The organism is Pseudofrankia sp. DC12, assembly GCF_000966285.1.
GTDB lineage: Bacteria > Actinomycetota > Actinomycetes > Frankiales > Frankiaceae > Pseudofrankia.
In genome coordinates, this window is record NZ_KQ031391.1 from 4,046,620 (window position 1) to 4,071,188 (window position 24,569).

24 protein-coding genes are annotated in these 24,569 nt (G+C 69.5%); 14 read left to right on the plus strand and 10 right to left on the minus strand.

Annotation, left to right across the window (positions count from 1 at the left end):
- Nucleotides 1-145: 145 nt before the first annotated feature.
- On the minus strand, nt 146-934 hold the full coding sequence (locus tag FRADC12_RS16130) for a DUF72 domain-containing protein (protein ID WP_084010844.1): 789 nt from the start codon (nt 932-934) through the stop codon (nt 146-148).
- A 578-nt stretch (nt 935-1,512) separates the two neighbouring features.
- Here FRADC12_RS16130 and FRADC12_RS16135 point away from each other — a divergent pair.
- Both FRADC12_RS16135 and FRADC12_RS16140 read left to right on the plus strand, forming a co-directional pair.
- Complete coding sequence (locus FRADC12_RS16135; protein WP_045877263.1) at nt 1,513-2,259, plus strand: helix-turn-helix domain-containing protein; 747 nt, start codon at nt 1,513-1,515, stop codon at nt 2,257-2,259.
- Between the two features lie 5 nt (nt 2,260-2,264).
- Complete coding sequence (locus FRADC12_RS16140) at nt 2,265-2,735, plus strand: NUDIX hydrolase (protein ID WP_045877264.1); 471 nt, start codon at nt 2,265-2,267, stop codon at nt 2,733-2,735.
- A 195-nt stretch (nt 2,736-2,930) separates the two neighbouring features.
- Here the strand turns inward: FRADC12_RS16140 and FRADC12_RS16145 are convergent, their stop codons facing one another.
- On the minus strand, nt 2,931-3,608 hold the full coding sequence (locus FRADC12_RS16145) for a recombinase family protein (RefSeq protein ID WP_232303839.1): 678 nt from the start codon (nt 3,606-3,608) through the stop codon (nt 2,931-2,933).
- A 285-nt stretch (nt 3,609-3,893) separates the two neighbouring features.
- Nucleotides 3,894-4,505, minus strand: coding sequence for a GNAT family N-acetyltransferase (locus FRADC12_RS16150; protein ID WP_045877265.1), 612 nt, complete (start codon nt 4,503-4,505; stop codon nt 3,894-3,896).
- Nucleotides 4,506-4,713: 208 nt separating this feature from the next.
- Between FRADC12_RS16150 and FRADC12_RS16155 the strand changes: the two genes are divergently transcribed.
- The 5 genes from FRADC12_RS16155 to FRADC12_RS16175 all read left to right on the plus strand — a co-directional run bounded on the left by FRADC12_RS16155 (nt 4,714) and on the right by FRADC12_RS16175 (nt 8,688).
- A complete protein-coding gene (locus FRADC12_RS16155) occupies nt 4,714-5,721 on the plus strand; it encodes an NAD-dependent epimerase/dehydratase family protein (protein ID WP_045877266.1) in 1,008 nt (335 codons plus the stop codon).
- A 17-nt stretch (nt 5,722-5,738) separates the two neighbouring features.
- Complete coding sequence (locus FRADC12_RS32355) at nt 5,739-6,380, plus strand: DedA family protein (RefSeq protein WP_045877267.1); 642 nt, start codon at nt 5,739-5,741, stop codon at nt 6,378-6,380.
- Between the two features lie 153 nt (nt 6,381-6,533).
- Nucleotides 6,534-6,953: a YciI family protein gene (locus tag FRADC12_RS16165; RefSeq protein WP_045877268.1), complete on the plus strand. Its 420-nt coding sequence runs from the start codon at nt 6,534-6,536 to the stop codon at nt 6,951-6,953.
- Nucleotides 6,953-8,251, plus strand: a complete 1,299-nt coding sequence (locus FRADC12_RS16170) for an RNA polymerase sigma factor (protein WP_502685312.1) — start codon at nt 6,953-6,955, stop codon at nt 8,249-8,251. The genes FRADC12_RS16165 and FRADC12_RS16170 overlap by 1 nt, the downstream gene beginning before the upstream one ends.
- A 146-nt stretch (nt 8,252-8,397) precedes the next feature.
- The gene (locus FRADC12_RS16175) at nt 8,398-8,688 is read left to right on the plus strand and encodes a Rossmann-fold NAD(P)-binding domain-containing protein (RefSeq protein ID WP_045877270.1); all 291 of its coding nucleotides are present in this window, start codon (nt 8,398-8,400) and stop codon (nt 8,686-8,688) included.
- 289 nt (nt 8,689-8,977) lie between these two features.
- On the opposite strand, the gene FRADC12_RS16180 is transcribed toward FRADC12_RS16175, so the two are convergent.
- The 4 genes from FRADC12_RS16180 to FRADC12_RS16195 all read right to left on the minus strand — a co-directional run bounded on the left by FRADC12_RS16180 (nt 8,978) and on the right by FRADC12_RS16195 (nt 11,506).
- On the minus strand, nt 8,978-9,385 hold the full coding sequence (locus FRADC12_RS16180; RefSeq protein ID WP_045877271.1) for an arsenate reductase/protein-tyrosine-phosphatase family protein: 408 nt from the start codon (nt 9,383-9,385) through the stop codon (nt 8,978-8,980).
- Nucleotides 9,386-9,483: 98 nt separating this feature from the next.
- Nucleotides 9,484-10,176 (minus strand): arsenate reductase ArsC, encoded by a 693-nt coding sequence (locus tag FRADC12_RS33845; RefSeq protein ID WP_084010848.1) that lies wholly within the window; start codon nt 10,174-10,176, stop codon nt 9,484-9,486.
- Nucleotides 10,173-10,964 (minus strand): aquaporin, encoded by a 792-nt coding sequence (locus FRADC12_RS16190; RefSeq protein ID WP_045877272.1) that lies wholly within the window; start codon nt 10,962-10,964, stop codon nt 10,173-10,175. Before FRADC12_RS16190 ends, FRADC12_RS33845 begins: the two co-directional genes overlap by 4 nt.
- A gap of 5 nt (nt 10,965-10,969) precedes the next feature.
- Nucleotides 10,970-11,506 carry an ArsI/CadI family heavy metal resistance metalloenzyme gene (locus FRADC12_RS16195; protein ID WP_045877273.1) on the minus strand — a complete coding sequence of 179 codons (537 nt, stop codon included), beginning with the start codon at nt 11,504-11,506 and terminating at the stop codon, nt 10,970-10,972.
- 101 nt (nt 11,507-11,607) lie between these two features.
- Between FRADC12_RS16195 and FRADC12_RS16200 the strand changes: the two genes are divergently transcribed.
- Both FRADC12_RS16200 and FRADC12_RS16205 read left to right on the plus strand, forming a co-directional pair.
- Nucleotides 11,608-12,030, plus strand: coding sequence for an ArsR/SmtB family transcription factor (locus FRADC12_RS16200; protein WP_045877274.1), 423 nt, complete (start codon nt 11,608-11,610; stop codon nt 12,028-12,030).
- A 117-nt stretch (nt 12,031-12,147) separates the two neighbouring features.
- A complete protein-coding gene (locus tag FRADC12_RS16205) occupies nt 12,148-12,471 on the plus strand; it encodes a hypothetical protein (protein WP_045877275.1) in 324 nt (107 codons plus the stop codon).
- Nucleotides 12,472-12,928: 457 nt separating this feature from the next.
- Here the strand turns inward: FRADC12_RS16205 and FRADC12_RS16210 are convergent, their stop codons facing one another.
- From FRADC12_RS16210 to FRADC12_RS16215, 3 genes are all read right to left on the minus strand, one after another.
- Nucleotides 12,929-14,881, minus strand: a complete 1,953-nt coding sequence (locus tag FRADC12_RS16210; RefSeq protein WP_045877276.1) for an APC family permease — start codon at nt 14,879-14,881, stop codon at nt 12,929-12,931.
- A 201-nt stretch (nt 14,882-15,082) separates the two neighbouring features.
- Entirely contained in the window at nt 15,083-15,319 is a 237-nt protein-coding gene (locus FRADC12_RS34955; protein WP_052710952.1) for a hypothetical protein, read from the minus strand.
- A gap of 12 nt (nt 15,320-15,331) precedes the next feature.
- Nucleotides 15,332-15,856 carry a type III PLP-dependent enzyme domain-containing protein gene (locus tag FRADC12_RS16215; RefSeq protein ID WP_084010852.1) on the minus strand — a complete coding sequence of 175 codons (525 nt, stop codon included), beginning with the start codon at nt 15,854-15,856 and terminating at the stop codon, nt 15,332-15,334.
- Between the two features lie 832 nt (nt 15,857-16,688).
- Here FRADC12_RS16215 and kdpF point away from each other — a divergent pair.
- The 5 genes from kdpF (at nt 16,689) to FRADC12_RS16240 (ending at nt 24,503) form a co-directional block, all read left to right on the plus strand.
- Nucleotides 16,689-16,778 (plus strand): K(+)-transporting ATPase subunit F, encoded by a 90-nt coding sequence (gene kdpF / locus FRADC12_RS29970; RefSeq protein WP_084010854.1) that lies wholly within the window; start codon nt 16,689-16,691, stop codon nt 16,776-16,778.
- Complete coding sequence (kdpA, locus tag FRADC12_RS16220) at nt 16,779-18,440, plus strand: potassium-transporting ATPase subunit KdpA (RefSeq protein WP_045877277.1); 1,662 nt, start codon at nt 16,779-16,781, stop codon at nt 18,438-18,440.
- A complete protein-coding gene (gene kdpB, locus FRADC12_RS16225; RefSeq protein WP_045877278.1) occupies nt 18,440-20,596 on the plus strand; it encodes a potassium-transporting ATPase subunit KdpB in 2,157 nt (718 codons plus the stop codon). The genes kdpA and kdpB overlap by 1 nt, the downstream gene beginning before the upstream one ends.
- Nucleotide 20,597: 1 nt before the next feature.
- Nucleotides 20,598-21,494 carry a potassium-transporting ATPase subunit C gene (locus FRADC12_RS16230; RefSeq protein ID WP_045877279.1) on the plus strand — a complete coding sequence of 299 codons (897 nt, stop codon included), beginning with the start codon at nt 20,598-20,600 and terminating at the stop codon, nt 21,492-21,494.
- 459 nt (nt 21,495-21,953) lie between these two features.
- Nucleotides 21,954-24,503: an ATP-binding protein gene (locus FRADC12_RS16240; RefSeq protein WP_045877281.1), complete on the plus strand. Its 2,550-nt coding sequence runs from the start codon at nt 21,954-21,956 to the stop codon at nt 24,501-24,503.
- Nucleotides 24,504-24,569 lie beyond the last annotated feature (66 nt).

Sequence of the window (24,569 nt, forward strand, 5' to 3'; positions counted from 1 at the left end):
CGGCCGGGACCGCCTCGCTCGGTTCCCCAGCATGCGCCGCGGGTCCGACAATCTGGCCTGACCGCTTGGCCTGACCGCTTGGCCTGACCGCTTGGCCTGACCGCCGTCTCGGGGTTCACACGAAGGGGCTGGGCGGGCCGAGGCGCTAGAAGAGGGTGAGTGGCGCGGCCGGGATCGGCGCGGGCAGCGGCTCCAGCTCGGGCACACGCGCGCGGGCCTCGTCGTGGAAGCGCCGGGCCAGCTGGGGAGCGTCGGCGTTGTCCGGGGTGTGGACGAAGACCGTGGGGGACCGGCCCTCGCGCAGCCAGGCGGCGACGATCTCCACCCACCGCTGCCAGCCCTCGACGGTCCGCGCGGCGTCGTCGCGGCCGAGGTACCGGACGATCGGCCGTTCGGTCAGCGCGACCAGGCGGGCCGGCACCCGCGGCTTCTTCGCCCAGGCGTCGCGTTCGGCCGCGCTGGCCGGCGGGTTCTGGAAGAACACGGTGGTGTCGAAGGGAATCCATTCGGCGCGGACGACGGCGAGGGTCTCCTCGAGAAGCCGCGCCGCCCGCGGGTCCTCGAAGAACGAGAGGTGGCGGACCTCGACGGCGTAACGGTAGGACGCGCTGAGCCGGCGCAGGAAGCCGGCGAGCAGTGGCACGTCGGCCGGGCCGAACGCCGCCGGCAGCTGAATCCAGACCGTGTCGGCTCGCGGGCCGAGCGGCTCGATCGCCTCCAGGAACAGCCGCAGTGGCTCGTCGGCATCGGTGAGGCAGCGCTCGTGCGTGATGAGCTTCGGCAGCTTGACGACGAAACGGAAGTCCGGGTCCGTCTGCTGGGCCCAGGAGGCGACGGGATCATCCAGTGGCGATGGCTTCGGCTGCTCGGTGGCCGGCTCGGCTGGTTCCTCAGTCGGCTCGGCGGGTGCGGTCGTCTCGTCCGTCTCGCCCATGGGTCAGACCGGAGGCAAGCGCGTAGATGCCGGTGGACGACCAGGACCCGCTACGTAGGGCCTGAGCCATTCCGGCGGTTGCTGCCACGGCGACGGTTCCTGGTCAGTCACAGCGTCCGCCAGCCCCGCCGCAGTCAGCAGCAGTGCTGTGGCCGCGTCGGCGACGTCGTGGGCGAGATCCTCCGGCGGCGTCAGACCAACGCTGACGTCCACCGTCGGTGGGCCTACGAATCCGAGCCCGTCTTCCCATAGGCGCACCCGAGCGACACCGGGAAGCATCGCGATCAAGCCCCGCGCGAGATCTTCCAGGTCCGGGCAGTCCGGTCGGGGGACGAACGTCTCTGTCTGTTTTCCATCGACGCCATCGACTCTGATCAACACGTGGCCGTCCTTCCCCCCGCCGTCTCAAGGTGGATGGCGCCCCGGACCGGTCGGTGTATGCGAGCGACGGCAGCCAACCGGCCCGGGGGCCTGGTACCGAGCCTCACGGAAACGGAGGGACACGGTCACCCCTCGCATCGGACACTTTGGGACGTTCTAAGATCGAGACGTCCCGACAGGACGTCCCAGGGGGTGCTGTGGCCAACGAACGTCTTCGAACGGCGCTGACGCGGGGGCAGTGGTCGGCTCCCGCGCTGGCAGAGGCCCTCAACACCGACCCCAAGACGGTGGAACGCTGGGTCACGACCGGCCGGACTCCGCACCGACGGACGGCGGTAGCTGCGGCAAAACTTCTCGGTGAAGAGCTGGAATACCTCTGGCCCGAACTGGGTAGGCGCACGGCCATCGATGAGAAACACGGCGAGGTGGTCACGGTCTACGCGGAGCGCAGTGCGGTACCGAACGCCCTCTACTTGTCGTTGCTCCAGAACGCCACCGAGAGCGTAGATATTCTCGTCTACGCTGGTCTGCATCTTCCCGAGGGAAACCCGTCGTGGCCCCGCGAGATGCGTAGAAAATGCGAGGCGGGGCTCCAGGTGCGCATCGCTTTTGGTGACCCAGAGTCCGAAGAGGTGCGATCGAGAGGCGAGGAAGAAAAAGTAGGTGCTGGACTCGCCGCCCGGATTCGGTATGCGCTCTCGTGGTATCAGCCAATTCTCGACTGTCCGAACCTGCACGTGGGTTTTCACTCGACCGTGCTGTATAACTCGATCCTGCGTTTTGACGACCAGATGCTCGTTAACCCGCACGTTTACGGAATGGGCGCGTTCAGGGCTCCGCAGATCCACCTGCGCAAGATCCAGGGAGGACCACTATTCGAGACCTACCGCGAGAGTTTCGAGAAGGTATGGGCTCAGACCCGTCCGTATGATCCGGAAGGATAGACCAGATGCCCCGCAGGGACTATCTCAACGACCCGAACGCGCCCAAGGCCAACAGCATCGTTCCAGCCGTGAGCGCCATCGTCACGGACGACGAGGGCCGCATCCTGCTGATACACCGGACTGATAACGACTTCTGGGCGATCCCTGGTGGTGGCCTGGAGCCCGGAGAGTCGGTAAGCCAGGCAACGGCGCGTGAGGTTAAAGAGGAGACCGGTTTCGACGTTGAGGTTACCGGCGTCGTGGGCATCTACTCGAATCCGCACCACGTGGCCGCGTACGACGATGGCGAGGTACGGCAGCAGTTCAGTATTTGCTTTACCACCAGGTTGTTGGGTGGCGCTGCGACCCCTAGCAGTGAGTCCTCAGAGGTTAACTTCGTCGCCGTGGACGATATCCCCGCGCTGAATATGCACGAGTCGATCCGGTTGCGGGTTAACCATTATCTTGAGCACCGGGCGACGCCGTTTATTGGCTAGCGGGGTTTACTGGGTTTACTTACTCGGCTGGAAATTTCCTGACTGCGCGTGACACCTGGCCGCCTTGTTGTGGATCACAACGGTAAAGGGTGGGGGGTCAATTCATACACAACTTATCCCCGCGCGTTATCGGACTGCGAATAAGCGTGAGATAAAGAATATTGCCCCGCATTTATTTGCGGGGCCTTTATTTGTTCACCTATTCAGGCGGCCATGCGTGACAGGCAGCGGCTCACCGTGGTTGCAGGGCTGCGGCGAGATCGCTCTCGGTAGCGTATGGCAACTCAAGGTAGTCGGATTCGGTCGGCACGGATAGGCCGGCAGCGACGTGAACCGCCTGTGGTTACTGGGTTTCCGGATCAACTCAAAGTACTTCTCCAGGCCCGACCAGACTGGAAGCGTAGTTTGATCAATCCGGACTGTTATCTTGCCGCAGCCCTGCCGTGGTTGGGTGCCAGCGCTCCCCGCGCTTGGGCTTATGTCCGGCCGCGTGCAGTGCGTCAACGATCTCGCGTAGCGAAGTTCCGGCAGCGTGCTTGGCACGCATGAGGGCCAGCCGTCCTGCTCCGTGTCGACGGGCTCCAGAGCCTTGTTAACGCTCTGCTGGCCGTAGGCAGGGGCACCGTAGCCGGCGTACCCGCCAGCGTTCGCCTTGTGCTCCCGAGCCTTCCGCAGACGTAGCGCGATATTGGCACGGTCGTACTGAGCCACCGCGCCGAGTACCTGACGAATCAGCGTGCGCGTCGGGTCGTCCTTGTCATCGACCAGGTTCTCAGCCTCGCTGGGGACGCAAGAGAAGATCTGAGCCCCCATCTTCCAGATGAGTTGGATCAAGGTCTCCTGGACGATCATGTCACGGGCAAGACGGTCCATCTTCGGGAAGACGATCCCCTCGGCCTGGCGGGTCTTGAGAGCGTCCAGCGCTGATCGGCCATGACGTGTGCGCCAGTTCCGCCGATCGCTGGCTCAATGGCTCTGACACCTACGGCGTCTACTACCACCCCAATGCGACAGGTGTGGCGCGGGTGGCGGATCTGCTGGCCGAGGCACTGGAGCATCGCGCGAGCGGTCAGCCCAGCTGACCCGGATGACGACGTCGGCCGGGCCTGACCCCTGCCGGCGGTCGGAGGTAAGCCAGAGGCTGCGGCCGCGCCACCGTCACAGACCGGAGTTCTGCCCGGCCAGTCCGCGCCATTCCCGATCGAGGATCGCGAAGTCGATCTCGGTGCTCCACCGTCCCTTGAACCATTCGTTCTCGACCAGCAGTGCCTCCCGCCGCATGCCGAGCTTGGTCAGCACGGCGGCCGAGGCCGGGTTTTCGGCGTCGATCCGAGCCGTCACCCGATGCAGCCCGAACTCGTCGAAGAGCAGCGCGAGCAGGGCGCGCGCGGCCTCCGTGGCATATCCCCGCCCGTGGTACTCGGGATTGATGACATAGCCGATCTCACCGCTACGGTGCCGGGCGCTGTGCCAGAAGAAGATCAGGTCGCCGATCAGGCCGCCCGACTCCTTGAGCACGACCGCGAGTGCCAGGCACTGCCCCTCGGTCTCCAGCTCGGATCGGACGAGATCCGGGTTGGCGAGCCGCTCGGCGACCTGCTCCCGGTTCCTCGGCTCCGGCGGGATGTAACGGCACACGTCCGGCCGGGAGAGGTAGGCGTGCATCGCGTCGACGTCCCCGACCGGGTCGATGGGACGCAGCAGGAGCCGGCCGGTCTCGATCGGGTAGCTCGGCCGAAGGGGCCCGAGCGCGGGCCCAGGTGAGGTCATGCCGGCGACCCTAGGGCACGGCCTGGTCGCCCCAGACCGCAAGGGGATGCCCGTGAAGCCACGGTGATCCCCCCGCTCGGCTCCGTCGTCCCGCGCTCGGCGACGACGCCTGATCCACCTCTCCCGGGGGCCGAGTGGATTCCCAGGACCGCCTCGCTGGATAGTGGGATCGCGTAGTCCGGTGGCGCACGAACGCGGCGCTGAAGGGATGTCATCCGTGGTCGACAGGCAACTGGTGATGGGCGCGAGTGGATTCCTGGGTTCGCACGTCACGCGGCAGCTGGTGGAGCGTGGCGACGACGTCCGGGTCTGGATTCGCCGGTCCAGCTCAACCCGGGCCTTCGACGACCTGTCGGTCGAGCGCTGCTACGGCGAGCTGACCGACGACGAGGCGATGCGCGAGGCGATGCGTGACGTCGACACGGTGTTCTACTGCGTCGTCGACGCCCGGGCCTGGCTGCGCGACCCTGGGCCGCTGTTCGCCACCAACGTCGAGGGCCTGCGGCACGCGCTTGACGCGGCGCTTGAGATGAAGGTGCGCCGTTTCGTCTTCTGCAGCACGGCCGGCACGATCGGTGTGTGCACGGACGGCCTGGCCACCGAGGAACTCCCGCACAACTGGCTGCACCTGGGTGGGCCGTACATCAAGGCGCGCTACGCCGCCGAGGAGCTCGTCCTGGAGTACTGCCGGGAGCGCGGGCTGCCGGGGATCGTGATGTGCGTGTCGACGACCTATGGCGCGCCCGACTTCGGCTCGCCGCACGGCCGGATGGTGTCCGACGCCGCGCTGGGCAAGCTGCCGGTCTACTTCGGCAACGCGTCGATGGAGGTGGTCGGCATCACCGACGCCGCCGAGGCCTTCCTGCTCGCCGCGCAGAAGGGGCGCGTCGGAGAGCGGTATATCGTCAGCGAGTCCTTCATGAGCTGGCAGGAGCTGGTGACGACGGCGGCCGAGGCGGTCGGCGCGCGCCCGCCCCGGTTCGGGATGCCGATCGGCGTGATGAAGGTGTTCGGCCGCCTCGGCGACCTCGGTGGCCGCGTGCTGCGCCGGGACATGGTGATGACCAGCGTCACGGTACGGCTCATGCATTTCATGTCGCCGCTCGACCACGGCAAGGCGTCCCGCGAGCTCGGCTGGAACCCGGCACCGACGCGGGATTCCATCCGCGCGGCCGCGAAGTACTATGTCGAACAGGAACGCGCGGTCGCGAAATAGCTGGGTATGCCTGGGACGTGTTCGATCAGATCGCCGAGGTCGTGTCCGGAGCGTGGTGGACGTATCCGCTGATCTTCGCGGTGTGTTTCGGCGACTCGTTGCTGCCGATCCTGCCGAGCGAGACGGCCGTGATCACGGCGGGCGTGCTGGCCGGATCGGGCCGGCTCAACCCGTTCGAGATCATGGCGGTGGCCGGACTGGGAGCCTTCGCGGGCGATACGACCAGCTACCTGATCGGGCGGCGATGGGGGCCGGCGGCCCAACGGCGGCTGCTGCGTGGCGACAAGGGCAAGAAGGCCGTCGGATGGGCCCGGAAGATGATCGAGCGGCGCGGCATGCTGATTGTCGCCGTCGCCAGGTTCGTGCCCGGCGGGCGCACCGCGACGACACTGACCGCCGGCATGCTGGGGATGCCGTACCAGCGCGGATTCGCCGTCGGCGCCGGGCTCGGCGCGGCCTTCTGGGCCGTCTACAACACGCTCATCGGGATGGTCGGCGGGCAGACATTCGAGAACCAGCCCTGGAAGGGCCTCCTGCTCGCCTTCGGCATCGCCCTGACCGTCAGCGGGATCATCGAAGGAGTCCGCTACCTCGTCCAACGACCGCGTCGTCGACGTGACGACGACGCACAGTGCGACACCCCGACCGGCCGCAAGTGAGGCACGCTGTTCCAGAGCCAGGTGCGATGCACCGGAGCGGCCGGCCAGATATGACGCGGGAGACGTCCGTCGACCGTGTCGATCCGCGGCGACGCCGTTCGACCTAGGGGTGAGAGGGTCGAGCAAGGCCCTCACGATCATGGGAGAACAGCGATGCCGCGATACATGTTGATCATGAGGTCCACCGACGAGGCGATCGCGAAGATGATGGCGACCCCGTTCGAGGAGATGCTTGAGACCATCGGCCGGTTCAACGAGGAGATGATCAAGGCGGGCGTGCTCGTCGCCGCCGAGGGCCTGGACGACCCGAGCCAGGGTGTCGTCGTCGACTTCAGCGGCGAGACGCCGGTGGTGACCGACGGCCCGTACGGCGAGACGAAGGAGCTGTTCGGCGGCTACTACGTCATCGACGTCGCCTCGAAGGAGGAGGCGGTCGAGTGGGCCAGGCGCCTGCCCGCGATGCCCGGCTCGAAGTGCGAGATCCGCCGGGTGCCGACCATCGACGAGTTCCCGCAGGACAACGAGTGGGTCATCAAGGAGCGGGCGTGGCGCGAGCGGGCCGGCCAGCTCTGATGCCCGCGGCGACCGACGGCCCGCCGACCGAGTCCGCCCGGCGCGCCGTCGAGGCCGTCTGGCGGATCGAGTCCCCACGCATCGTCAGCGCGCTCGCCCGCTACACCGGGGACTTCGCCCTCGCCGAGGACGCCGCCCAGGAAGCTGTGGCGGAGGCCCTCGTCAGCTGGTCCCGCGACGGGGCACCGGAGTACCCGGCGGGCTGGCTGCTGGCGACCGCGCGGCGGCGCGCCATCGACAGCTTCCGCCGCCGGTCGGCACTCGACGAGCGATACGCCACCTTCGCGAGCCAACTCGCCGAAGGCGAAGCGAACACGGGCACGACGCCCCACGGCCACTCGGACGAGCTGCCCTGGGATCCGGACCGGATCGACGACGACACGCTCGCCCTGATGTTCATCTCCTGCCACCCGGTGCTCTCGCCCGAAGCCCGGATGGCCCTGACACTGCGGGCGGTCGGCGGCCTGAGCAGCGAGGAGATCGCCCGGGCGTTCCTCGTCCCCGTGCCGACCGTCCAGGCCCGGATCACCCGGGCGAAGAAGACCATCGCCGCGGCGGGAGTGCCGTTCGAGCTGCCACCAGCCGAACAACGCCGCGAGCGCCTCGGGGGCGTGCTGAGCGTGCTGTACGTCATCTTCACCGAGGGCTCGACGGCCACGGCCGGCGACCGGCTGCTGCGCGCCGAACTCGCCTACGAGGCGATCCGGCTGGCCCGGATGCTGTCCGCGCTGCTACCCGGCGAGGCGGAGGTGTTCGGCCTGCTCGCCCTGTGTGAGCTCACCGCCGCGCGGTTCCCGGCGCGCACCGGTCCCGACGGCGAGCCGGTGCTCCTGGAGGGCCAGGACCGGCGGCTGTGGGACCGGTCCGCGATCCGACGCGGTCAGGCCGCGCTCGCCCGCGCCTCGGCGGTCGGGCGTGGCCTCGGGCCCTACGGGCTGCAGGCGGCGATCGCCGCCTGCCACGCGTCGGCGCCCTCCGTCGCGCGGACCGGCTGGGAACGCATCGTGCTCCTCTACGAGGCACTCGCCCGGGTGGCGCCGTCGCCGGTCGTCGAACTCAACCGGGCCGTCGCCGTCGCCATGGCGCACGGGCCGCAGCATGCCCTGGAGATGGTGGACGAGCTCGTCAGCTCCGATCGACTGTCGGGGTCCCACCTGCTCCCGAGCGTCCGCGGCGAGTTGCTCACCCGGCTCGGCCGGACCGAGGAGGCCCGAGCGGAGCTGAACCTCGCCGCCCGGCTGTGCCGCAACACCCGTGAACGGTCAGTCCTGCTCCGCAAGGCGGCCGCCCTCGCCTGACGAGGCTCCGGCCCGACAGGCCATGATCGGCGTACCGCGGGCCGCGGTCGACCTCAGGATCATGTCTTCGACACCGCCGAGGTCTACGGGCCGTACGCCAACGAAGAACTCGTCCGTGGCCAGGTCCTGATCGCGACGAAGCTCGGGTGGATCATCGTGCGGTAGGTGACGGCCACCTGCCTGCGCAGCGCCGCGGGCTCGTCGGCGCGGCCCGCTACAAGGGCGTCGAGGTCGTCGGTGCCTACCCCGGCGGCATCGACACCGACATGCTGGCGGGGGCCGAGGCAGACAAGGCCGCGCCCGAGACCGTCGCGGAACGGATCGTCGCCGGGCTCATCGCCGGGCAGACGGTGATCTGGCCGGACGACGCCTCGGCGGGAGCGGGCTCGCTCTACCTCGCTGACCCGCTCGGCCTCGAGCGCACGCTCGCGGCCTGACCTCGCCGCCTCGGTGTGAGCCCGGCCGGCGCGGCCCGCGCCCGGAGGCGCCGCGCTGGTCCGCCGGGTGGTCGGGCGAGTGCGGCGGGCACGCGTCGAAGACGGCCGGGCTCACACCGAGCCCGGCCGAAGACGCCTGGCGCAGCGGCAAGGACGACCCGCGTCCAGGCGTCTGACCCGGCCTGTTCTGTGCCCAGGTGCTCAGAACGACCAGGAACAGTCTGGAGTGGGATCCGGTCTGCCCGCGCGGTGCTGCCTGCGGGGCAGGAGATTGGTGCTGGGACGGTGGTCAGGCGGCGGGGAGGAGCTCGCCGAGGAGTTTCTCGACGCGGGTGCGGATCGCGTCGCGGATCGGGCGGACGGCGTCGAGGCCCTGGCCGGCGGGGTCGTCGAGTTTCCAGTCCTCGTAGCGGATACCCGGGAACACCGGGCAGGCATCACCGCAGCCCATCGTGACGACCACCGTCGAGGACTCGACCGCATCCACGGTGAGGACTTTCGGGGTCTCGGCGGCGATGTCGATACCGACCTCGGCCATCGCGGCGACCGCGACCGCGTTGACCTTCTCGGCCGGCATCGACCCGGCGGAGCGGACCTCGACGCGGCCCGCGGCCAGGTGGGTCAGGAAACCGGCGGCCATCTGGGAGCGGCCGGCGTTGTGCACGCAGACGAACAGCACCGACGGGATGTCGGACACAGAGGAGTCCCTTCGTGGGCGAGGAGAAGCCGGCCGGCCCGGCCGTTCGGGAGGCCGGGCCGGCCGCGGGAGGCCGGGCTGGCCTGGGTGAGGTGAGGTCAGGAGGTGCGTGCTGCGGGCAGCGCGACGTCGGGGAGCAGGCTGGCGACGAGGGCGCGGACGCGGTGGTCGATGTCGTCGCGGATCGCGGCGACCTGCTCGTCCGACGCGGTCGCGGGGTCCTCGATCGCCCAGTCCTCGTAGCGCTTGCCGGGCATGTAGGGGCAGGTGTCGCCGCAGCCCATGGTGATCACGACGTCGGCGGCGGCGAGGATGTCGTCGGTCAGCGGCTTCGGGAACTCCTCGTCCAGCGACAGGCCGGCGTCCTTCATCGCGGCGACGACCTCGGGGTGGATCTGGGAACCGGGATCGGAGCCACCGGTGCGGATATGCAGCGCGGTGCCGGCGTAGTGGCGGGTCAGCGCCGCGGCCATCTGGGAGCGGCCGGCGTTGTGGACGCAGACGAACAGCACCTCCGGTACCCGCTTGGCGATCAGCCCCCGGGTCGCGGCGAGCGCTTCGAGCCGTTCCCGGGTCAGCCGCTCGGCCAGCGTCGGAAGGAACGCGGTGACCCGCGCGGTGCGGGCGAGCAGCCGGTAGGAGTCGGCGAGCAGGTCCCCGACCTCGGCCAGGTCGAAGGCCGTGTCGTACTCGCGGGCCAGGCGCTGCGTGATCGCGCGCAGCGTCCGGGCGGCAGTCGGGTCGAGGTCGGTTAAGGCGTCCAGGCCGGTGGGAGGTTCGGGGCTGGTCATGAGGCACCTCGCGGAACAGGGGTGGGAGCGGCGCCGTTGACCGGCGCGGCAACAGGGGCGGCGGGATGGGGCAGCAGGACCTCGGCAGCCTGCTCCGGTCCGGCCGGGGTGGAGCCGTAGAGCAGGCGGACCAGGCCCAGGCCGACCGCGCCGCCGGCCAGCTGGGCGGCCACGAACGCCGGTACCGACGCGGGCGCGATGCCGGCGAACGAGTTGGAGAACATCCGTCCGACGCTGATCGCGGGGTTCGCGAAGCTCGTCGAGCTGGTGAACCAGTACGCCGCGCCGATGTAGGCGCCGACGGCCGCCGGGGCGCGTTCGCCGCGGCCGGACCGGACCAGCGAGAAGATCAGCAGGATCAGGCCGGCGGTCGCGACCCCCTCCGCGAGCAGATGGGCACCCGACGCCCGGTGGTGAGTGGAGATCGACACCGCCGGCCGGGCGAACATCAGGTTCGCCAGGACCGCGCCACCGATACAACCGGCGGCCTGGGCGGGCAGGTAGGCGGCGGCGTCGCGCCACGGCAGCCCGCCGAATGCCGCGTCGACCAGGGTGACGACCGGGTTGAAGTGCGCTCCGGACACCGGCCCGACCATCAGGATGATCGCGTACAGGCCGGCGGCGGTCGCCGCCGCGTTCTCGACCAGTTCCAGCCCGGCCTGGCCGGGACTGAGCTGCTGGGCGGCGATCCCGGAACCGACGACCAGCGCCGCGAGCAGCGCGCCGCCGGTCGCCTCGGCGGCCAGCCGCCGCACCAACGGCGGCCGGCCACCCGGAAGGTCAGTCACGGGTGTCAGCAGCAGTGGCCGGCCGAGACCGGCTCACCCGCGAGCAGATTGACCGCCCCCGCCGGGACCGCCACCTCTGCGGCTGGCGTGCAGCAGACACCGGCCCGCTCCTGCGCCTCAACCCGCTCGCCGGCGGACGGAGTCGACCCTGGGCGGGCGGAGTCGCTGTCGGCCAGGACGGTGTAGACCTCCCACGGCGCGCCGTCCGGGTCGTCGACCCACACCTTGTCCTGCACCGCGTAACAGCAGGCCGTGTTCTCCTGGACCGCCGTCGCCAGGCCGAGCGCGGCCAGCCGGCCGGCCGCCGCCGACACCTCGTCGGTCGTCTCGACCTCGACACCCAGATGGTTCAGCGCCCCGGCGACCCCAGCACCCCGCACGTCCGGGTTCTCGATCAGCACCAGCTTCAACGGCGGAGTCTCGAGCGCGAAGTTCGCATACCCCGGTCGGCGCTTCGCCGGCTCGACACCGAACAGCTTCCCGTAGAACTCCACTGCCGCGTCCACGTCCGAGACGTTCAACGCCAACTGCACCCGCGTCATCCCGCACCTCCATCGCCACATCGACCGTGGTCTATGTCCTGACGGACCGATGATGGCCGACGAGATAGACGCCTGTCAATTCTTTGGTGCATGCTGGACCCATGGCGACGACATCCCCATCCGCCGGACTCCCGACCCCCGCTCCCGGCGGAGGCGTCTCCGGCGCGCCGGCGCTGGCCGGCGCGCTGTCCGCCTGCTGCACGCCGTTGGCACGCGCGCCACTCTCGGCCGACGACGCCGAGCAGCTCGCCGCGGTGCTCAAGGCGATCGCCGTGCCCGCCCGGCTGCGACTCCTGTCGATGATCTACGCCCGCGACGGTGGTGAAGCCTGTGCCTGCGAGCTCACCGAGCCCCTCGGGCTCACCCAGCCGACCGTCAGCCACCACCTGAAAGTCCTCGTCGAAGCAGGACTGATCAGCCGCGACAAGCGCGGCGTCTGGGCCTACTACCGGCCGGTGCCCGGCGCCATGGCCGCACTCGCCGCGACGCTCACCCCCACCGCGAGCGCCGTCGAGGCTGCCTGACGGGCGTGGCGCCGCAACGGTCGGGACAGCGACGACCGGCGGACGGCGATGACGGTCTGTTGCTTCGGTCGCCGCGCACTCCTTGAGCCCGCGAGGAAGACTGGCGACGATCGCCGTATGGCGAAGTCCTCGGTATCTGACTGGCTGCCCGCGATCCTGGCCGACTTCGCCGGCACGCCCGTGGCGGACTTCGATGTGCGGCTGATCGACGTCGACCCGGCGCAGCCCAACGAGCCTGTCAGCCGTCAGCAGATACGCCGCCCCCAGCAAACCCGCCGAACTCCGATGCACGAACGCGACGAACTCCCGATGCTCCGCACCGGTCACGTCGACCGCACTCTCTCCACACCCACACCGATCCAGCAGACCGCCCAGAAGTTGCGCCGCTCACCCAAGATCTTCCAGAACAGGACAGCGCGCACGCCGCCGCGCCCGACGTGATCGCCGCCGTCGAGTGGTGGTTCCGCGGCCGCGCCGACATCGAGACCTGCATCAAGGAACACAAGCTCGGCGCCGCGCTGCACTCCGCACCGATACGGGTGGGACGCTCGACAGCCAGAGCGGCCAGGTCAGCCAGTCTTCGGCGGGCCTGACGGCCGTCGAAGACGGCGGCGATTGATCGCCAACCTTGTTGACGTATGCGCCTGTCCGTTCCCGTCGGCGGGGCCTGCTTCAAGATCGGTGTTTCCGGCCCGACACGCCAGGCCGAGGGTCCGGCGGGATGGGCACAGTGAGTGATGACATCGGGTGATATGAGCCGTCGGAAGACTGATCGTGATCAGAGGTGGCAGCTGTCGCCGGAGCAGGCCGCCGCGGCGGCGATGGTCGCGGACGCAAAGGCGCGCGGGCTGGTGTCGCTGACAGGTGTCCGGACGGGCTGGTCGATGGCGGGAATTGATCAGCGACGGCCTGGGCGGCGGAGTCGGATGGGCGAGCGCCGTCGGGTCGCGTGGGGGTCGACCGGGTGTAGACGGCTGCTGGACCGAAGCTGCCAGGGCACGCTGGTGACCATGACGCCGTCCTCGAAGAGTAGCCGGGCTTTGAGTCGTAGCGCGCTTTGGTTGTGCAGGAGCTGCTCCCACCAGTGCCCGACGACGTATTCGGGTAGGAAGACGGTGATGACGTCTCGCGGGCTTTCGCGATGCAGGCCGCGGAGGTACTTCAGCACTGGTCGGGTGGTCTCGCGGTAGGGCGAGTCGAGGGTGACGAGCGGGATGTCTGGGACGTGGCGGTCCCACTCCTCGGCCAGTCGAGCGGTCTCGGCCTGATCGATCTGAACGGTGACCGCTGTGAGGCTGCTGGGGCGGGTGGCTTTCGCGTAGGAGATCGCACGCATTGTCGGCAGGTGTAGGCGAGAGACCAGCACGAGAGCGTGGTTACGTGGGGGCAGCGCCGGCTTCTCGGATTCGGTGATGGTGAGTTCCGCCGCGATGGCCGCGTAGTGCCGACTGATCAATTTCATCAGCACAAAGATGAAGATCATCGCCAGGATGGCGATCCAGGCACCTTGTGTGACTTTCGTGTAGATGACGATGAGCAGGACCAGCGTGGTCGCGGCGGCGCCGACGAGGTTGATGACGCGGGCGACGTGCATCCGGTGACGCTGTGCTCGCGGACTCGCCGCGATGGTGCGGTTCCAGTGGCGCACCATCCCGGCCTGGCTGAGTGTGAAGCTGGTGAACACACCGATGATGTAGAGGTGGATCAGGCTGTCGACGTTGGCGTGGTAACCGATGATCAGCGCGATGGCGGACGCGCCGAGGAGCAGAATGCCGTTGCTGAAGACGAGTTTGTCACCGCGGTTGTGCATCTGGCGTGGCAGGTAGCCATTCTGGGCCAGGATCGACGACAGCAGCGGGAAGCCGTTGAACGCGGTGTTGGCGGCAAGAATGAGGATGCCCGCGGTGGCCGCCTGGTAGAGGTAGAACAGCGCTGTGTGGCCGCCGAACACCGTGGCGGCGATCTGCGAGATGACCGACGGGTTACCGCTTGATTGTGCTCGGGCTTTGAGGTGCAACGCGAGGATGGTGATGCCGACGAACATGCTCACGGACAGCGCACCCATGATCGCAAGTGTGTTGGCGGCGTTGCGGGCCTTGGGTGGGCGGAAGGCGGGCACGCCGTTGCTGATGGCTTCCACTCCCGTGAGGGCCGTGCAGCCGGAGGCGAACGCGCGCAGGAGCAGCACGAGTGTCAATGCGCCGCCGACGTGCGCGGTGCGGTGAATCTGCTGGCTGGCGGTGGCTGCGTCGTTCAGATGCCCGGTCAGCCCCTTCGCGGCCCCGACGACGAACATCAGGTAGGTGAGGGACACGAAGGCGTAGGTGGGGATCGCGAACAGTCGCCCGGCCTCCTTCAGACCGCGCAGGTTGGCCAGCATGAGCAGGACGACGAACCCGACCGAGAGCGCGACCGCGTGCGGTTGCAGGCTCGGTGCCGCGCTGGTGATGCCGATGACGCCGGCGACGACGGACACGGCGACGGTCATCACGTAGTCGACGAGCAGCGCCGCCGCGGCCACGAGTGCCGCGTTCTCGCCGAAGTTGTCCAGGCTGACCGCGAACGCGCCTCCACCGTTGGGGTAGGCGCGGCAGGTTTGCCGGTAGGACGCTATGACGATCACCAGTAGCGCGGCGATGATCGCCGCGACCCACTTGGAGAACGCCAGGTACGCCGCGCCGCCGGATGCCAGCACGAGGACGATCTCCTCGGTGGCGTAGGCCACCGAGGAGATCGGGTCGGAGGCGAAGACCGGCAGAGCCAGCCATTTCGGTAGCAAGGTCTCCTGGAGCTGCTGGCTTCGCAGCGCCCGGCCGACCAGCAGCCGTTTGACGATGCTCGGTGTCGTCATCAGCGGATCGTCGCGGAGGTCGGAAGGGGCAGGGCAGCAGCCGGCTCAGACACGGCGTTGACGGTAGGGGCCCGCGGACACCAGAGGCGTCAAGGCGACGTCAAAAAAACGATGCCGGCCGCAAAAATTTCGTCAACACTCCAGGCCATGCGGCCCGAGGCCGCGTCAACTGGTCGCAATGAGCCGGCGGTGTGGTGGCGGTCACCTGGTTGACGCGGCCGTGGTGCTTCCGATCGGGTTCATCGGCATGCTGCTGATCGGCGCGGCGGCTGTCATGGCGAACGGGCGGCTCGGCGCCGCCGGCGGGCTAGGCCCCGGCGGATAGGCCCGATACTTGCGCGAGTGCCGTTCCCGTTCGGCCTCGGCCTGTTTCGACATCGAGCGTTTCATCGACTCGGGCAGCGCCACGTCCTTGAGCTCGTCACGCTCGATCTTCACCCCCACGGCCCCTCAGTGGGTTCGTCGATCACCGCACGCAGCTCTGCGCTGACCCAGCGCGGGCCGGGGGTTGTCGCTCATGCCGACGTCAACGGCGACGAAGGTGCGGACGCCCGGGGCCCGTTTGACCGAGACGACCCGGTAGAGGGCGGCGCCGGCGTAGGCGACCAGAGCACGGCCCGGCTCGACGGTCAGCCGGGGCGGCGGCAGCCGGTGGCGCTCGCATTCGTAGGTGAGCGCTCCCGATAGCCGGCAGGCGAAGCCCACGAGGTCGAAATCGTCCTCGTCCAGCACGTACCGCACGGCGTGCCCGCCACCGATGTTGAGCTGGGGGAGCACGACCCCGTGCCCGTCTCGGACCGTCGCGAGCAGGCCGACCATGCGGCACGCGGCCTCTTCGAGCGCTCCGACCCGGGTGAGCTGGGAGCCGATATGGCAGTGCAGGCCCACCAGCCGCAGCCCAGGCTGGGCGAGGATCTCGCCGTGCCCCCGATGTTGAACTCGCCATCGGCGCCCAGCACGGCGCCCTGGGGCCACACCCCGGGCGCGAGCGTGGACCGCAGCGGGGTCCGCGGGCTCGGTATCAACTCACCCAACGTCATCGCCCGTTCCTCAAGCCGCTGCGCCGGCTTTCCGGCCGGCGCCCTCGGACCCGCTTCATGCCCGTGGCCAGGCCCGTGGCCAGTGGCTCTGACGGGACTGTGACGGTGTCGCGGCCAATTTCTACGTTTCTCTGAGCTCATGTGCCGAGTCGGCCCGGCCCAGGGTTGCCTGTGTGGCCTGGCACACAAGGGACCCGGGGGGTACCCGCTCGCCGTTCGAGGCACCATCCTGGCACCCTCCCAGCGCGGACGAAGGCACCAAATGTGGTCCAGCCGACTGCCCGCCCGGTGCTCGCGGGGCAGCCTGTAGGCGACGCGTTGAATTTCGCCGAAGCGGCGTCAATAGGGCGTCAACGCCGCTGCCAGCGCCGGACAACCACGCCGATACTGGCCGTTGCCGCGCGCAAGCCGTGGCGGGTCGAAATCCGGAGGGGCGTGCCGTTTTCGAGCGCAAGCAGGGCCGCGGTGGCCGCGGGCGGGAATCCCGCCCGATCGACACGCTGATCGTCCATGGCATGCGGTCGCGAGCGTCGGTCCTGGCCGATCATGGGAGTGGGCCGCCGGGTAGGTGAAAGGCGCGGAACCGGGAGCAGTCATGCGACGCCAGCCGACGCCATGCGGCGGCAGCCGGTCTTCCGTCGGGTATCTCAGTCGTAGCGAAGGATTTTAGGAAGGCAGGCGTCAGAGGTGCGTGACCTGGTTTTTGTGCTGCTCACCGTCGCGGTGTTCGCGGTACTCGGTCTGGTCGTCAGGGCGGTGGAGAGGCTGTGAGCGCGGAGAACGTTGTCGGCCTTGTTCTCGCTGTCGGTCTGGCTGTTTTCCTGTTTATCGCCCTGTTGTTCCCGGAGCGTTTCTAGATGGGTACCGGCGCTGCGGGTGTTCTTTTCGTTGCGGTTCTGGTGGTGGCGCTTGTGCTTACCTACCGGCCGTTCGGCGACTATATGGCGTGGGTGTATAGCAGCGGCAGGCACCTGCGTGTCGAGCGTGGGATCTACCGGGTGGTTGGGGTGGATCCGGACTCCGAGCAGCGCTGGGGGGCGTATGCCCGCAGTGTGCTGGCGTTCTCGGTCGTGTCGGTGTTGTTCCTGTACCTGTTCCAGCGGGTGCAGGGCCATCTGTGGCTGGCGTTGGGTTTCAGGGGGGTCCCGCCGGCGCTGGCGTGGAACACGGCGGTCAGTTTCGTCACGAACACGAACTGGCAGGCGTACTCGGGCGAGTCGATGATGGGCCACACGGTTCAGATGGCTGGCCTGGCGGTGCAGAACTTCGCGTCGGCTGCGGTGGGCATTGCGGTGGCGATCGCGCTGGTCCGTGGTTTTTCTCGGAAGAAGACCGACCAGTTGGGCAACTTCTGGGTGGACCTGGTCCGTACGGTGGTGCGGATCCTCCTGCCTGTCTGTGCGGTCATGGCGGTCGTGCTGGTCGCGGGTGGTGCGGTCCAGAACCTGCACGGCACCCGGACTGTTGGGACGTTGGCGGGCGGCTCACAGGCGATCACCGGCGGGCCGGTGGCCAGCCAGGAAGCCATCAAGGAGTTCGGGACCAACGGCGGTGGGTTCTACAACGTCAACTCGGCGCATCCGTTCGAGAATCCTAGCTCGTGGACGAACTGGATCGAGATCTACCTGCTGCTGGCGATCGGCTTCTCGTTGCCGCGCGCGTTCGGCAAGATGGTCGGCAACACCCGGCAGGGCCTCGCGATCGTGGCCGTGATGGCGGTCCTCGCGTTGGGCAGCCTCGGGATCAACGAGGGTTTCCAGGCGATCCACCATGGCACGGTCCCGACGGCGGCCGGGTCGGCAGCGGAGGGTACGGAGACCCGGTTCGGTGTGCCGGACTCGGCGGTCTTCGCGACTGGGACGACGTTGACGTCGACGGGTGCGGTCGACTCGTTCCATGATTCCTATACGAGCCTGGGCGGCGCGACGCTGCTGTTCAACATGATGCTCGGGGAGGTCGCGCCGGGTGGTACTGGTTCGGGTCTCTACGGCATGCTGGTACTCGCGGTGATCACGGTGTTCGTCGCTGGGCTGATGATCGGGCGGACGCCGGAGTACCTCGGTAAGAAGATAGGTAGCCGGGAGATCAAGATCGCGTCGTTGTATCTGCTCACGACCCCGTTCATCGTGCTGGTCGGGACGGGTGTGGCGATGGCTTTGCCCGGTGAACGGGCCGGGATGCTGAACTCCGGTGCGCATGGCCTGTCGGAGGTGCTCTATGCGTTCACGTCAGCTGGTAACAACAACGGGTCGGCGTTCGCGGGCATCACGGTGAATACCGACTGGTACAACACGGCGCTCGGCCTCGCGATGGCGTTCGGCCGGTTCCTGCCGATGATTCTTGTCCTGGCGCTCGCGGGTTCGTTCGCCGCGCAGCAGCCGGTGCCCGAGAACGCGGGGACGCTGCCGACGGCCCGGCCGCAGTTCGTGGGGATGCTGGTCGCTGTCACGTTGATTGTCGTTGCTCTCACCTATTTCCCGGCGCTTGCGCTCGGGCCCCTCGCGGAGGGACTGCATTGATGTCCACGACCACGGTGGTGGGTACGCCCACCGCGCCGAACCCGCCGTCGGCGCCCCGGCGGGTTCAGGGGGGCCTGCTCGACCCGGTGATGCTGTGGAAGGCGCTGCCCGGGGCGTTGCGCAAGCTGGACCCGCGGACGCTGTGGCGTAACCCGGTGATGTTCATCGTCGAGGTCGGCGCGGTCTACACGACCGTCCTCGCCGCCCTGCACAGTTCGGCGTTCAGCTGGCTGATCGTGGTCTGGCTGTGGCTGACGGTGCTGTTCGCGAACCTGGCCGAGGCTGTCGCCGAGGGCCGCGGGAAGGCGCAGGCGGACGCGCTGCGCCGCACGAAGACCGACACCCTCGCCCTGCGGCGCCTTGAGGACGGCCGGGTCGAGGAGGTCCCGGCGCCGCGGCTGCGCCTGGGTGACGTCGTCGTGGTCGAGGCCGGTCAGTTCATCCCCGGTGACGGTGACGTCATCGAGGGGATCGCGAGTGTCGACGAGTCGGCGATCACGGGCGAGTCGGCTCCGGTGATCCGGGAGTCGGGTGGTGACCGTAGCGCGGTGACCGGGGGGACGCGGGTGCTGTCGGACCGGATCGTCGTGCGGATCACGCAGAAGCCGGGGGAGAGCTTCATCGACCGGATGATCGCTCTGGTCGAGGGTGCGAACCGGCAGAAGACGCCGAACGAGATCGCGCTGAACATTCTCCTGGCTGCCCTCACGGTGGTCTTTCTGCTGGCCGTCGCGACGTTGCAGCCGTTGGCGATCTTCTCGAAGGCGCAGCTGCCGGGCGTCCCCGACACCAGCGCGCTGGGCGGCGCCGGCGTGACGGGGATCGTGCTGGTCTCCCTGGTCGTGTGTCTGATCCCGACGACGATCGGAGCGTTGCTCTCGGCGATCGGGATCGCGGGGATGGACCGGCTGGTGCAGCGCAACGTGCTGGCCATGTCCGGGCGGGCGGTCGAGGCCGCGGGTGACGTGAACACGCTGCTGCTGGACAAGACCGGCACGATCACGATCGGGAACCGGGAGGCACGCGAGTTCCTCCCGGTCGGCGACACGTCCGAGGCTGACCTCGCCGGTGCCGCGCAGCTGTCCTCGCTCGCTGACGAGACGCCGGAGGGGCGCTCGATCGTGGTGCACGCGAAGACGGCCTACGGCCTGCGCGAACGCAGCCCGGGCGAGCTGCTGCACGCGACGTTCGTCCCGTTCACCGCGCAGACCCGGATGTCCGGCGTCGACCTCGACGCCGCCGCCGACGGCACCGGCCCGGCCCGTCAGGTCCGCAAGGGCGCCGCCGCCGCCGTGATCACCTGGGTCCGCGAGCAGGGCGGCATCGTGCCGGCGCAGACCGGGGAGATCGTCGACGGCATCTCCGCCGCGGGTGGCACCCCGCTGCTCGTCGCCGAAGCCACCAGCGGGACCGCCCGCGTGCTGGGCGTCGTCCAGCTCAAGGACGTCGTCAAGCAGGGCATGCGGGAGCGGTTCGAGGAGATGCGCCGGATGGGCATCCGCACCGTGATGATCACCGGGGACAACCCGTTGACCGCGAAGGCCATCGCGGACGAGGCCGGCGTGGATGACTTCCTCGCCGAGGCCACGCCCGAGGACAAGATGGCCCTGATCAAACGGGAGCAGGCCGGCGGGAAGCTCGTCGCGATGACCGGCGACGGCACCAACGACGCCCCCGCGCTCGCCCAGGCCGACGTCGGGGTCGCGATGAACACCGGCACGTCGGCCGCGAAGGAGGCCGGGAACATGGTCGACCTCGACTCGAACCCGACGAAGCTCATCGAGATCGTCGAGATCGGCAAGCAGCTGCTCATCACCCGCGGGGCACTGACGACGTTCTCGATCGCGAACGACGTCGCGAAGTACTTCGCGATCATCCCGGCGATGTTCGCCGCGATCTACCCGGGCCTGGACACGCTCAACATCATGCGGCTGCACAGCCCGCAGTCGGCGATCCTGTCCGCCGTCATCTTCAACGCCCTGATCATCATCGCGCTGATCCCGCTGGCGCTGCGCGGCGTGCGCTACACCCCATCCAGCGCGTCGAAGATGCTCAGCCGCAACCTCTACCGCTACGGCCTCGGCGGCCTGGTCATCCCCTTCATCGGGATCAAACTCATCGACCTCGTCATCCAGTTCATCCCAGGAGCGCGGTGACATGGCCGCAAGCCGACTGCCCTCGTTCGTCCGACAGCACCTCGCCGCACTGCGCGTCCTGACCGTCCTGACCGTCCTGACCGGCATCGCCTACCCGCTGGCCATCACCGGGATCGCGCAGCTCCCCGGCCTGCGCGACAAGGCCAACGGCTCGCTCGTCACCAACACCGCCGGCCAGGTGGTCGGCTCGTCCAAGCTCGGACAGCTGTTCACCGACTCCGACGGCAACCCGATCGCCAAGTACTTCCAGCCCCGCCCGTCGGCGGCCGGCGCCGGCTACGACCCCACCTCGACATCCGCGTCCAACCTCGGCCCCGAGAGCATGGTCGACACCCTCGACGACCCCGCCACCAAGGACACCGACGAGTCCAAGCAGAGCCTGCTGACCCAGGTCTGCGCCCGCAGCAAAGCCGTCGGCGACCTCGAAGGCGTCAACGGACGCCGCCCCTACTGCACCGCGGGCGGCGTCGGCGCCGTCCTCTCGGTGTTCCGGACCGCCGGCACCACCGGGACCATCACCCGGGTCGTCAGCATCAACGAGCAGTGCCCGACGACGCCCTTCGTCGCGACCTACCAAGGCGTCAAGGTCGAGTGCGCGACGTTCGGCGCGGACTACACCGCCGGCATCCTCGTCCCGATCAAAGGCCCCGGCAAAGGCACCGACAACCCCGTCCCACCCGACGCCGTCACCGCCTCCGCCAGCGGCCTCGACCCCGACATCTCACCCACCTACGCCTACCTGCAGGTAAACAGGGTCGCCAAGGCCCGCGGCCTCGACCCAACCACCCTCCACCACCTGGTAAAGGAACACATCAACGGCCGCGCACTGGGCTTCATGGGCGAACCCACGGTGAACGTCCTCGACCTGAACCTGGCCCTCGACAAGGCCGCCAGCTAGGGCGGCCAGCACGGCCGAAGGACGCGCCCCCTGCGGGGCGTGCCGCCGGGCGGGCCCGCGTGCGTCTCGAACGGCGGAGCTCGCGGGGACGGGACGACACCCCGTCCCCGCGGGCGCGGCCACCCAGGGCCCGCCCTGCCCCCTGCCTGACTACGTCCGACCGCCGCGCCGCCGACCTGGAGCCACATATGACGGGCCATCGAGATACCACGCCGGGCCTGGGGGCTTGCCCATGAGCGCCTGGCCGCTGGCGGGCCGCCGTGTTCGTCTGTGTCGCGGCTGTCCGCGGGCCGCTCCGCAGCCACCGGGCCCGGACGTTTACCAGCCGCCGCCACCGGCGCGTCGAGGCCGGCCGCTACCGGGCGACGCGGGTAGATCCTCGTGCCGACCAGCGCTGGATGACCGACGGCGGCAGCGTGCTTACCTTTCCGCGCTCGGCCCGCTCGCGGGGGGCCTGACGTGACCCGAGGCCGGTTGCGGGTCTATCTCGGGGCGGCGCCCGGGGTGGGCAAGACCTACGCGATGCTCGCGGAAGCCCGCCGTCGCCTGGAACGAGGCACCGACGTCGTCGTCGGTCTCGTCGAGACACACGGCCGGCCGCAGACCGCCGAGTTGCTCGCCGGTCTGGAGACGATCCCACGCCGGCCGGGGACCTACCGGGGGGCGACGTTCGAGGAGATGGACCTCGGCGCGATCCTGGCCCGCCGCCCCGCGGTCGCGCTCGTCGACGAGCTGGCCCACACCAACGTCCCGGGCAGCCGGCACGCCAAGCGCTGGCAGGACGTGGAGGACCTGCTCGCCGCCGGGATCGATGTGCTGTCGACCGTCAACATCCAGCATCTGGAGTCGCTCAACGACGTCGTGGTCGCGGTGACCGGTGTCGCTCAGCAGGAGACCATTCCCGACGAGGTCGTGCGGCGTGCTGACCAGATCGAGCTGGTGGACATGGCGCCGGAGGCGCTGCGGCGGCGGTTGGCACACGGCAACATCTACCCGCCGACCGCCGTTGGGGCGGCGTTGGGCAGCTACTTCCGGGTCGGCAACCTCACGGCGTTGCGTGAACTGGCGCTGCTGTGGCTGGCCGGCAAGGTCGACGAGCAGCTCGATGACTACCGCGCCGAGCACGGCATCGCCCGCCGATGGGAGGCCCGGGAGCGAGTCGTGGTCGCGCTGACCGGCGGGCCGGAAGGCGACACCCTGATCCGGCGCGGCGCCCGCATTGCCGGACGGGTCGCCGGCGGCGACCTGCTCGCTGTCCACGTCACCCGTAGCGACGGGCTCCTGCCCGTCAACCCGGCGGCCCTGCAGCGCCAACGTGAGCTGGTGGAAAGCCTCGGCGGCAGCTACCACCAGGTGGTCGGGCACCGGATCGCCGACGCGCTGCTCGACTTCGCCCGCGGCGTGAACGCCAGCCAGCTTGTCCTGGGCGTCAGCCGGCGCACCTGGCTGGGCACGGTCTTCGGTGGCCGTGGGGTGGCCGCCGAGGTCGCCCGCCGCGCCGGCGACCTCGATGTCCACCTGGTCACCCACCCGGCGGCCGGGAAGGGCCGCCGGCTACCCGAGCTCGGCGGGCACGTGACCCTGCGCCGCAGGCTCTGCGGAGCCGGGCTCGCGCTCATCGGCCTGCCGGCGCTGACCGCGGCCCTGACCCAGGGCTCCGGCGGCCTGGGCCTGGCCAGCGACCTGCTGCTCTACCAGCTGGTCATCCTCGCCGTCGCGCTCGTCGGCGGCCTCTACCCGGCTGTGGTCACCGCGGTGGGCGCGGGCCTGCTCGCCGACTGGTTCTTCACCCCGCCCGTGCATTCGCTGTTCGTCCGCAGCCCGGTCAACGTCGTCGCGCTCACCGTCTTCCTCGTCTTCGCGCTGACCGTCAGTGGCGTCGCGGAGGCCTGCGCCCGCTACGTCGGCGAGGCTGCCCGCGCCCGAGCCGAGGCGGCGATGCTAACGACGCTGTCCGGAAGCCTCATCGCCGGCCAGGTGGCGCTGCCAGCCCTGCTCGAGCGCGTCCGGGAGAGCTTCGCCGTCGAGTCCGTGACCCTCCTCGAACGCGGTGCGACCGGCGTCGCCCCCTCCCGCGACACCTGGGCACTGGTCGGATTCAGCGGATTCCCGCCGTGCCTGGATCCCGACGACGCCGACACCGTCGTGCCGATCAGCGGGGACCTGACCCTGGCGCTGCGCGGCAGGGTCCTTGCCGCCTCCGACCGAAGCGTGCTGGCGGCCTTCGCCGCACAGGCCGCCGTCGCACTCGAACACCGCAGGCTGGAGACGAAGGCGGCGGAGGCCGCCGCCGCCGCGGCCACCGACCGCACCCGCACCGCGCTGCTCACCGCGGTCAGCCACGACCTGCGCACTCCGCTGGCCGCCGCGAAAGCAGCCATCTCCGGGCTGCGGTCGAACGACGTCATCTGGACCGAGGAGGAGCAGGCGGAGCTGCTCGCGACCGCCGAGGAGTCATTGGACCAGCTTGCGCGGCTAGCGGAGAACCTGCTGGACGTGAGCCGACTGCAGGCGGGCGCGCTGCAGATGTCGCGGCGGCCGTCCGGGCTCGACGAGCTGGTGCCGCTGGCGCTCGACCTGCTCGGCCCGCCCGGCGCGACGGTCCGCGTCGACGTCCCGGACCTGCTGCCCGAGGTGAACGTCGACCCGGCGCTGTTCGCCCGCGTCATCGCGAACCTTGCCGCGAACGCCCTGCGCCACGCCGCGGCCGGCCAGCCGCCGATCATCACCGCCAGCGCCCGCGACGACCAGGTGACGCTACGGGTCATCGACACCGGCCCCGGCATTCCCGCCGCCGACCGCGAACGCATCTTCACGCCGTTCCAGCGGCTCGGCGACCACGACAACACCACCGGCCTCGGCCTCGGCCTCGCGCTGTCCCGCGGCCTGATCGAGGTGATGGACGGAAGCCTGACGCCGGAGGACACCCCCGGCGGGGGGCTCACCATGGTTCTCACCCTGCCCGCGATGCCAGCTACGTCCCGCGACCGGCCCGGGGAAACCCTGTGATGCCGCGCCGTCTCCCGCCGGCTGCCAGCGGACCGTGGCCACGACCCCTGAGACCGCCCGCGCAGG

What these genes read in the sequence shown, in the direction of transcription:
- kdpA (WP_045877277.1), top strand. Translation starts at nt 16,779, where the DNA reads ATGGGTACCGGCGCTGCGGGTGTTCTTTTCGTTGCGGTTCTGGTGGTG.
- FRADC12_RS16145 (WP_232303839.1), bottom strand. Translation starts at nt 3,608, where the DNA reads ATGGACCGTCTTGCCCGTGACATGATCGTCCAGGAGACCTTGATCCAA.
- FRADC12_RS16195 (WP_045877273.1), bottom strand. Translation starts at nt 11,506, where the DNA reads ATGACGCGGGTGCAGTTGGCGTTGAACGTCTCGGACGTGGACGCGGCA.
- kdpB (WP_045877278.1), top strand. Translation starts at nt 18,440, where the DNA reads ATGTCCACGACCACGGTGGTGGGTACGCCCACCGCGCCGAACCCGCCG.
- FRADC12_RS16165 (WP_045877268.1), top strand. Translation starts at nt 6,534, where the DNA reads ATGCCGCGATACATGTTGATCATGAGGTCCACCGACGAGGCGATCGCG.
- FRADC12_RS16155 (WP_045877266.1), top strand. Translation starts at nt 4,714, where the DNA reads ATGTCATCCGTGGTCGACAGGCAACTGGTGATGGGCGCGAGTGGATTC.
- FRADC12_RS16210 (WP_045877276.1), bottom strand. Translation starts at nt 14,881, where the DNA reads ATGACGACACCGAGCATCGTCAAACGGCTGCTGGTCGGCCGGGCGCTG.
- FRADC12_RS16170 (WP_502685312.1), top strand. Translation starts at nt 6,953, where the DNA reads ATGCCCGCGGCGACCGACGGCCCGCCGACCGAGTCCGCCCGGCGCGCC.
- FRADC12_RS16140 (WP_045877264.1), top strand. Translation starts at nt 2,265, where the DNA reads ATGCCCCGCAGGGACTATCTCAACGACCCGAACGCGCCCAAGGCCAAC.
- FRADC12_RS16130 (WP_084010844.1), bottom strand. Translation starts at nt 934, where the DNA reads ATGGGCGAGACGGACGAGACGACCGCACCCGCCGAGCCGACTGAGGAA.
- FRADC12_RS16150 (WP_045877265.1), bottom strand. Translation starts at nt 4,505, where the DNA reads ATGACCTCACCTGGGCCCGCGCTCGGGCCCCTTCGGCCGAGCTACCCG.
- FRADC12_RS16230 (WP_045877279.1), top strand. Translation starts at nt 20,598, where the DNA reads ATGGCCGCAAGCCGACTGCCCTCGTTCGTCCGACAGCACCTCGCCGCA.
- FRADC12_RS16205 (WP_045877275.1), top strand. Translation starts at nt 12,148, where the DNA reads ATGGCGAAGTCCTCGGTATCTGACTGGCTGCCCGCGATCCTGGCCGAC.
- FRADC12_RS16200 (WP_045877274.1), top strand. Translation starts at nt 11,608, where the DNA reads ATGGCGACGACATCCCCATCCGCCGGACTCCCGACCCCCGCTCCCGGC.
- FRADC12_RS33845 (WP_084010848.1), bottom strand. Translation starts at nt 10,176, where the DNA reads ATGACCAGCCCCGAACCTCCCACCGGCCTGGACGCCTTAACCGACCTC.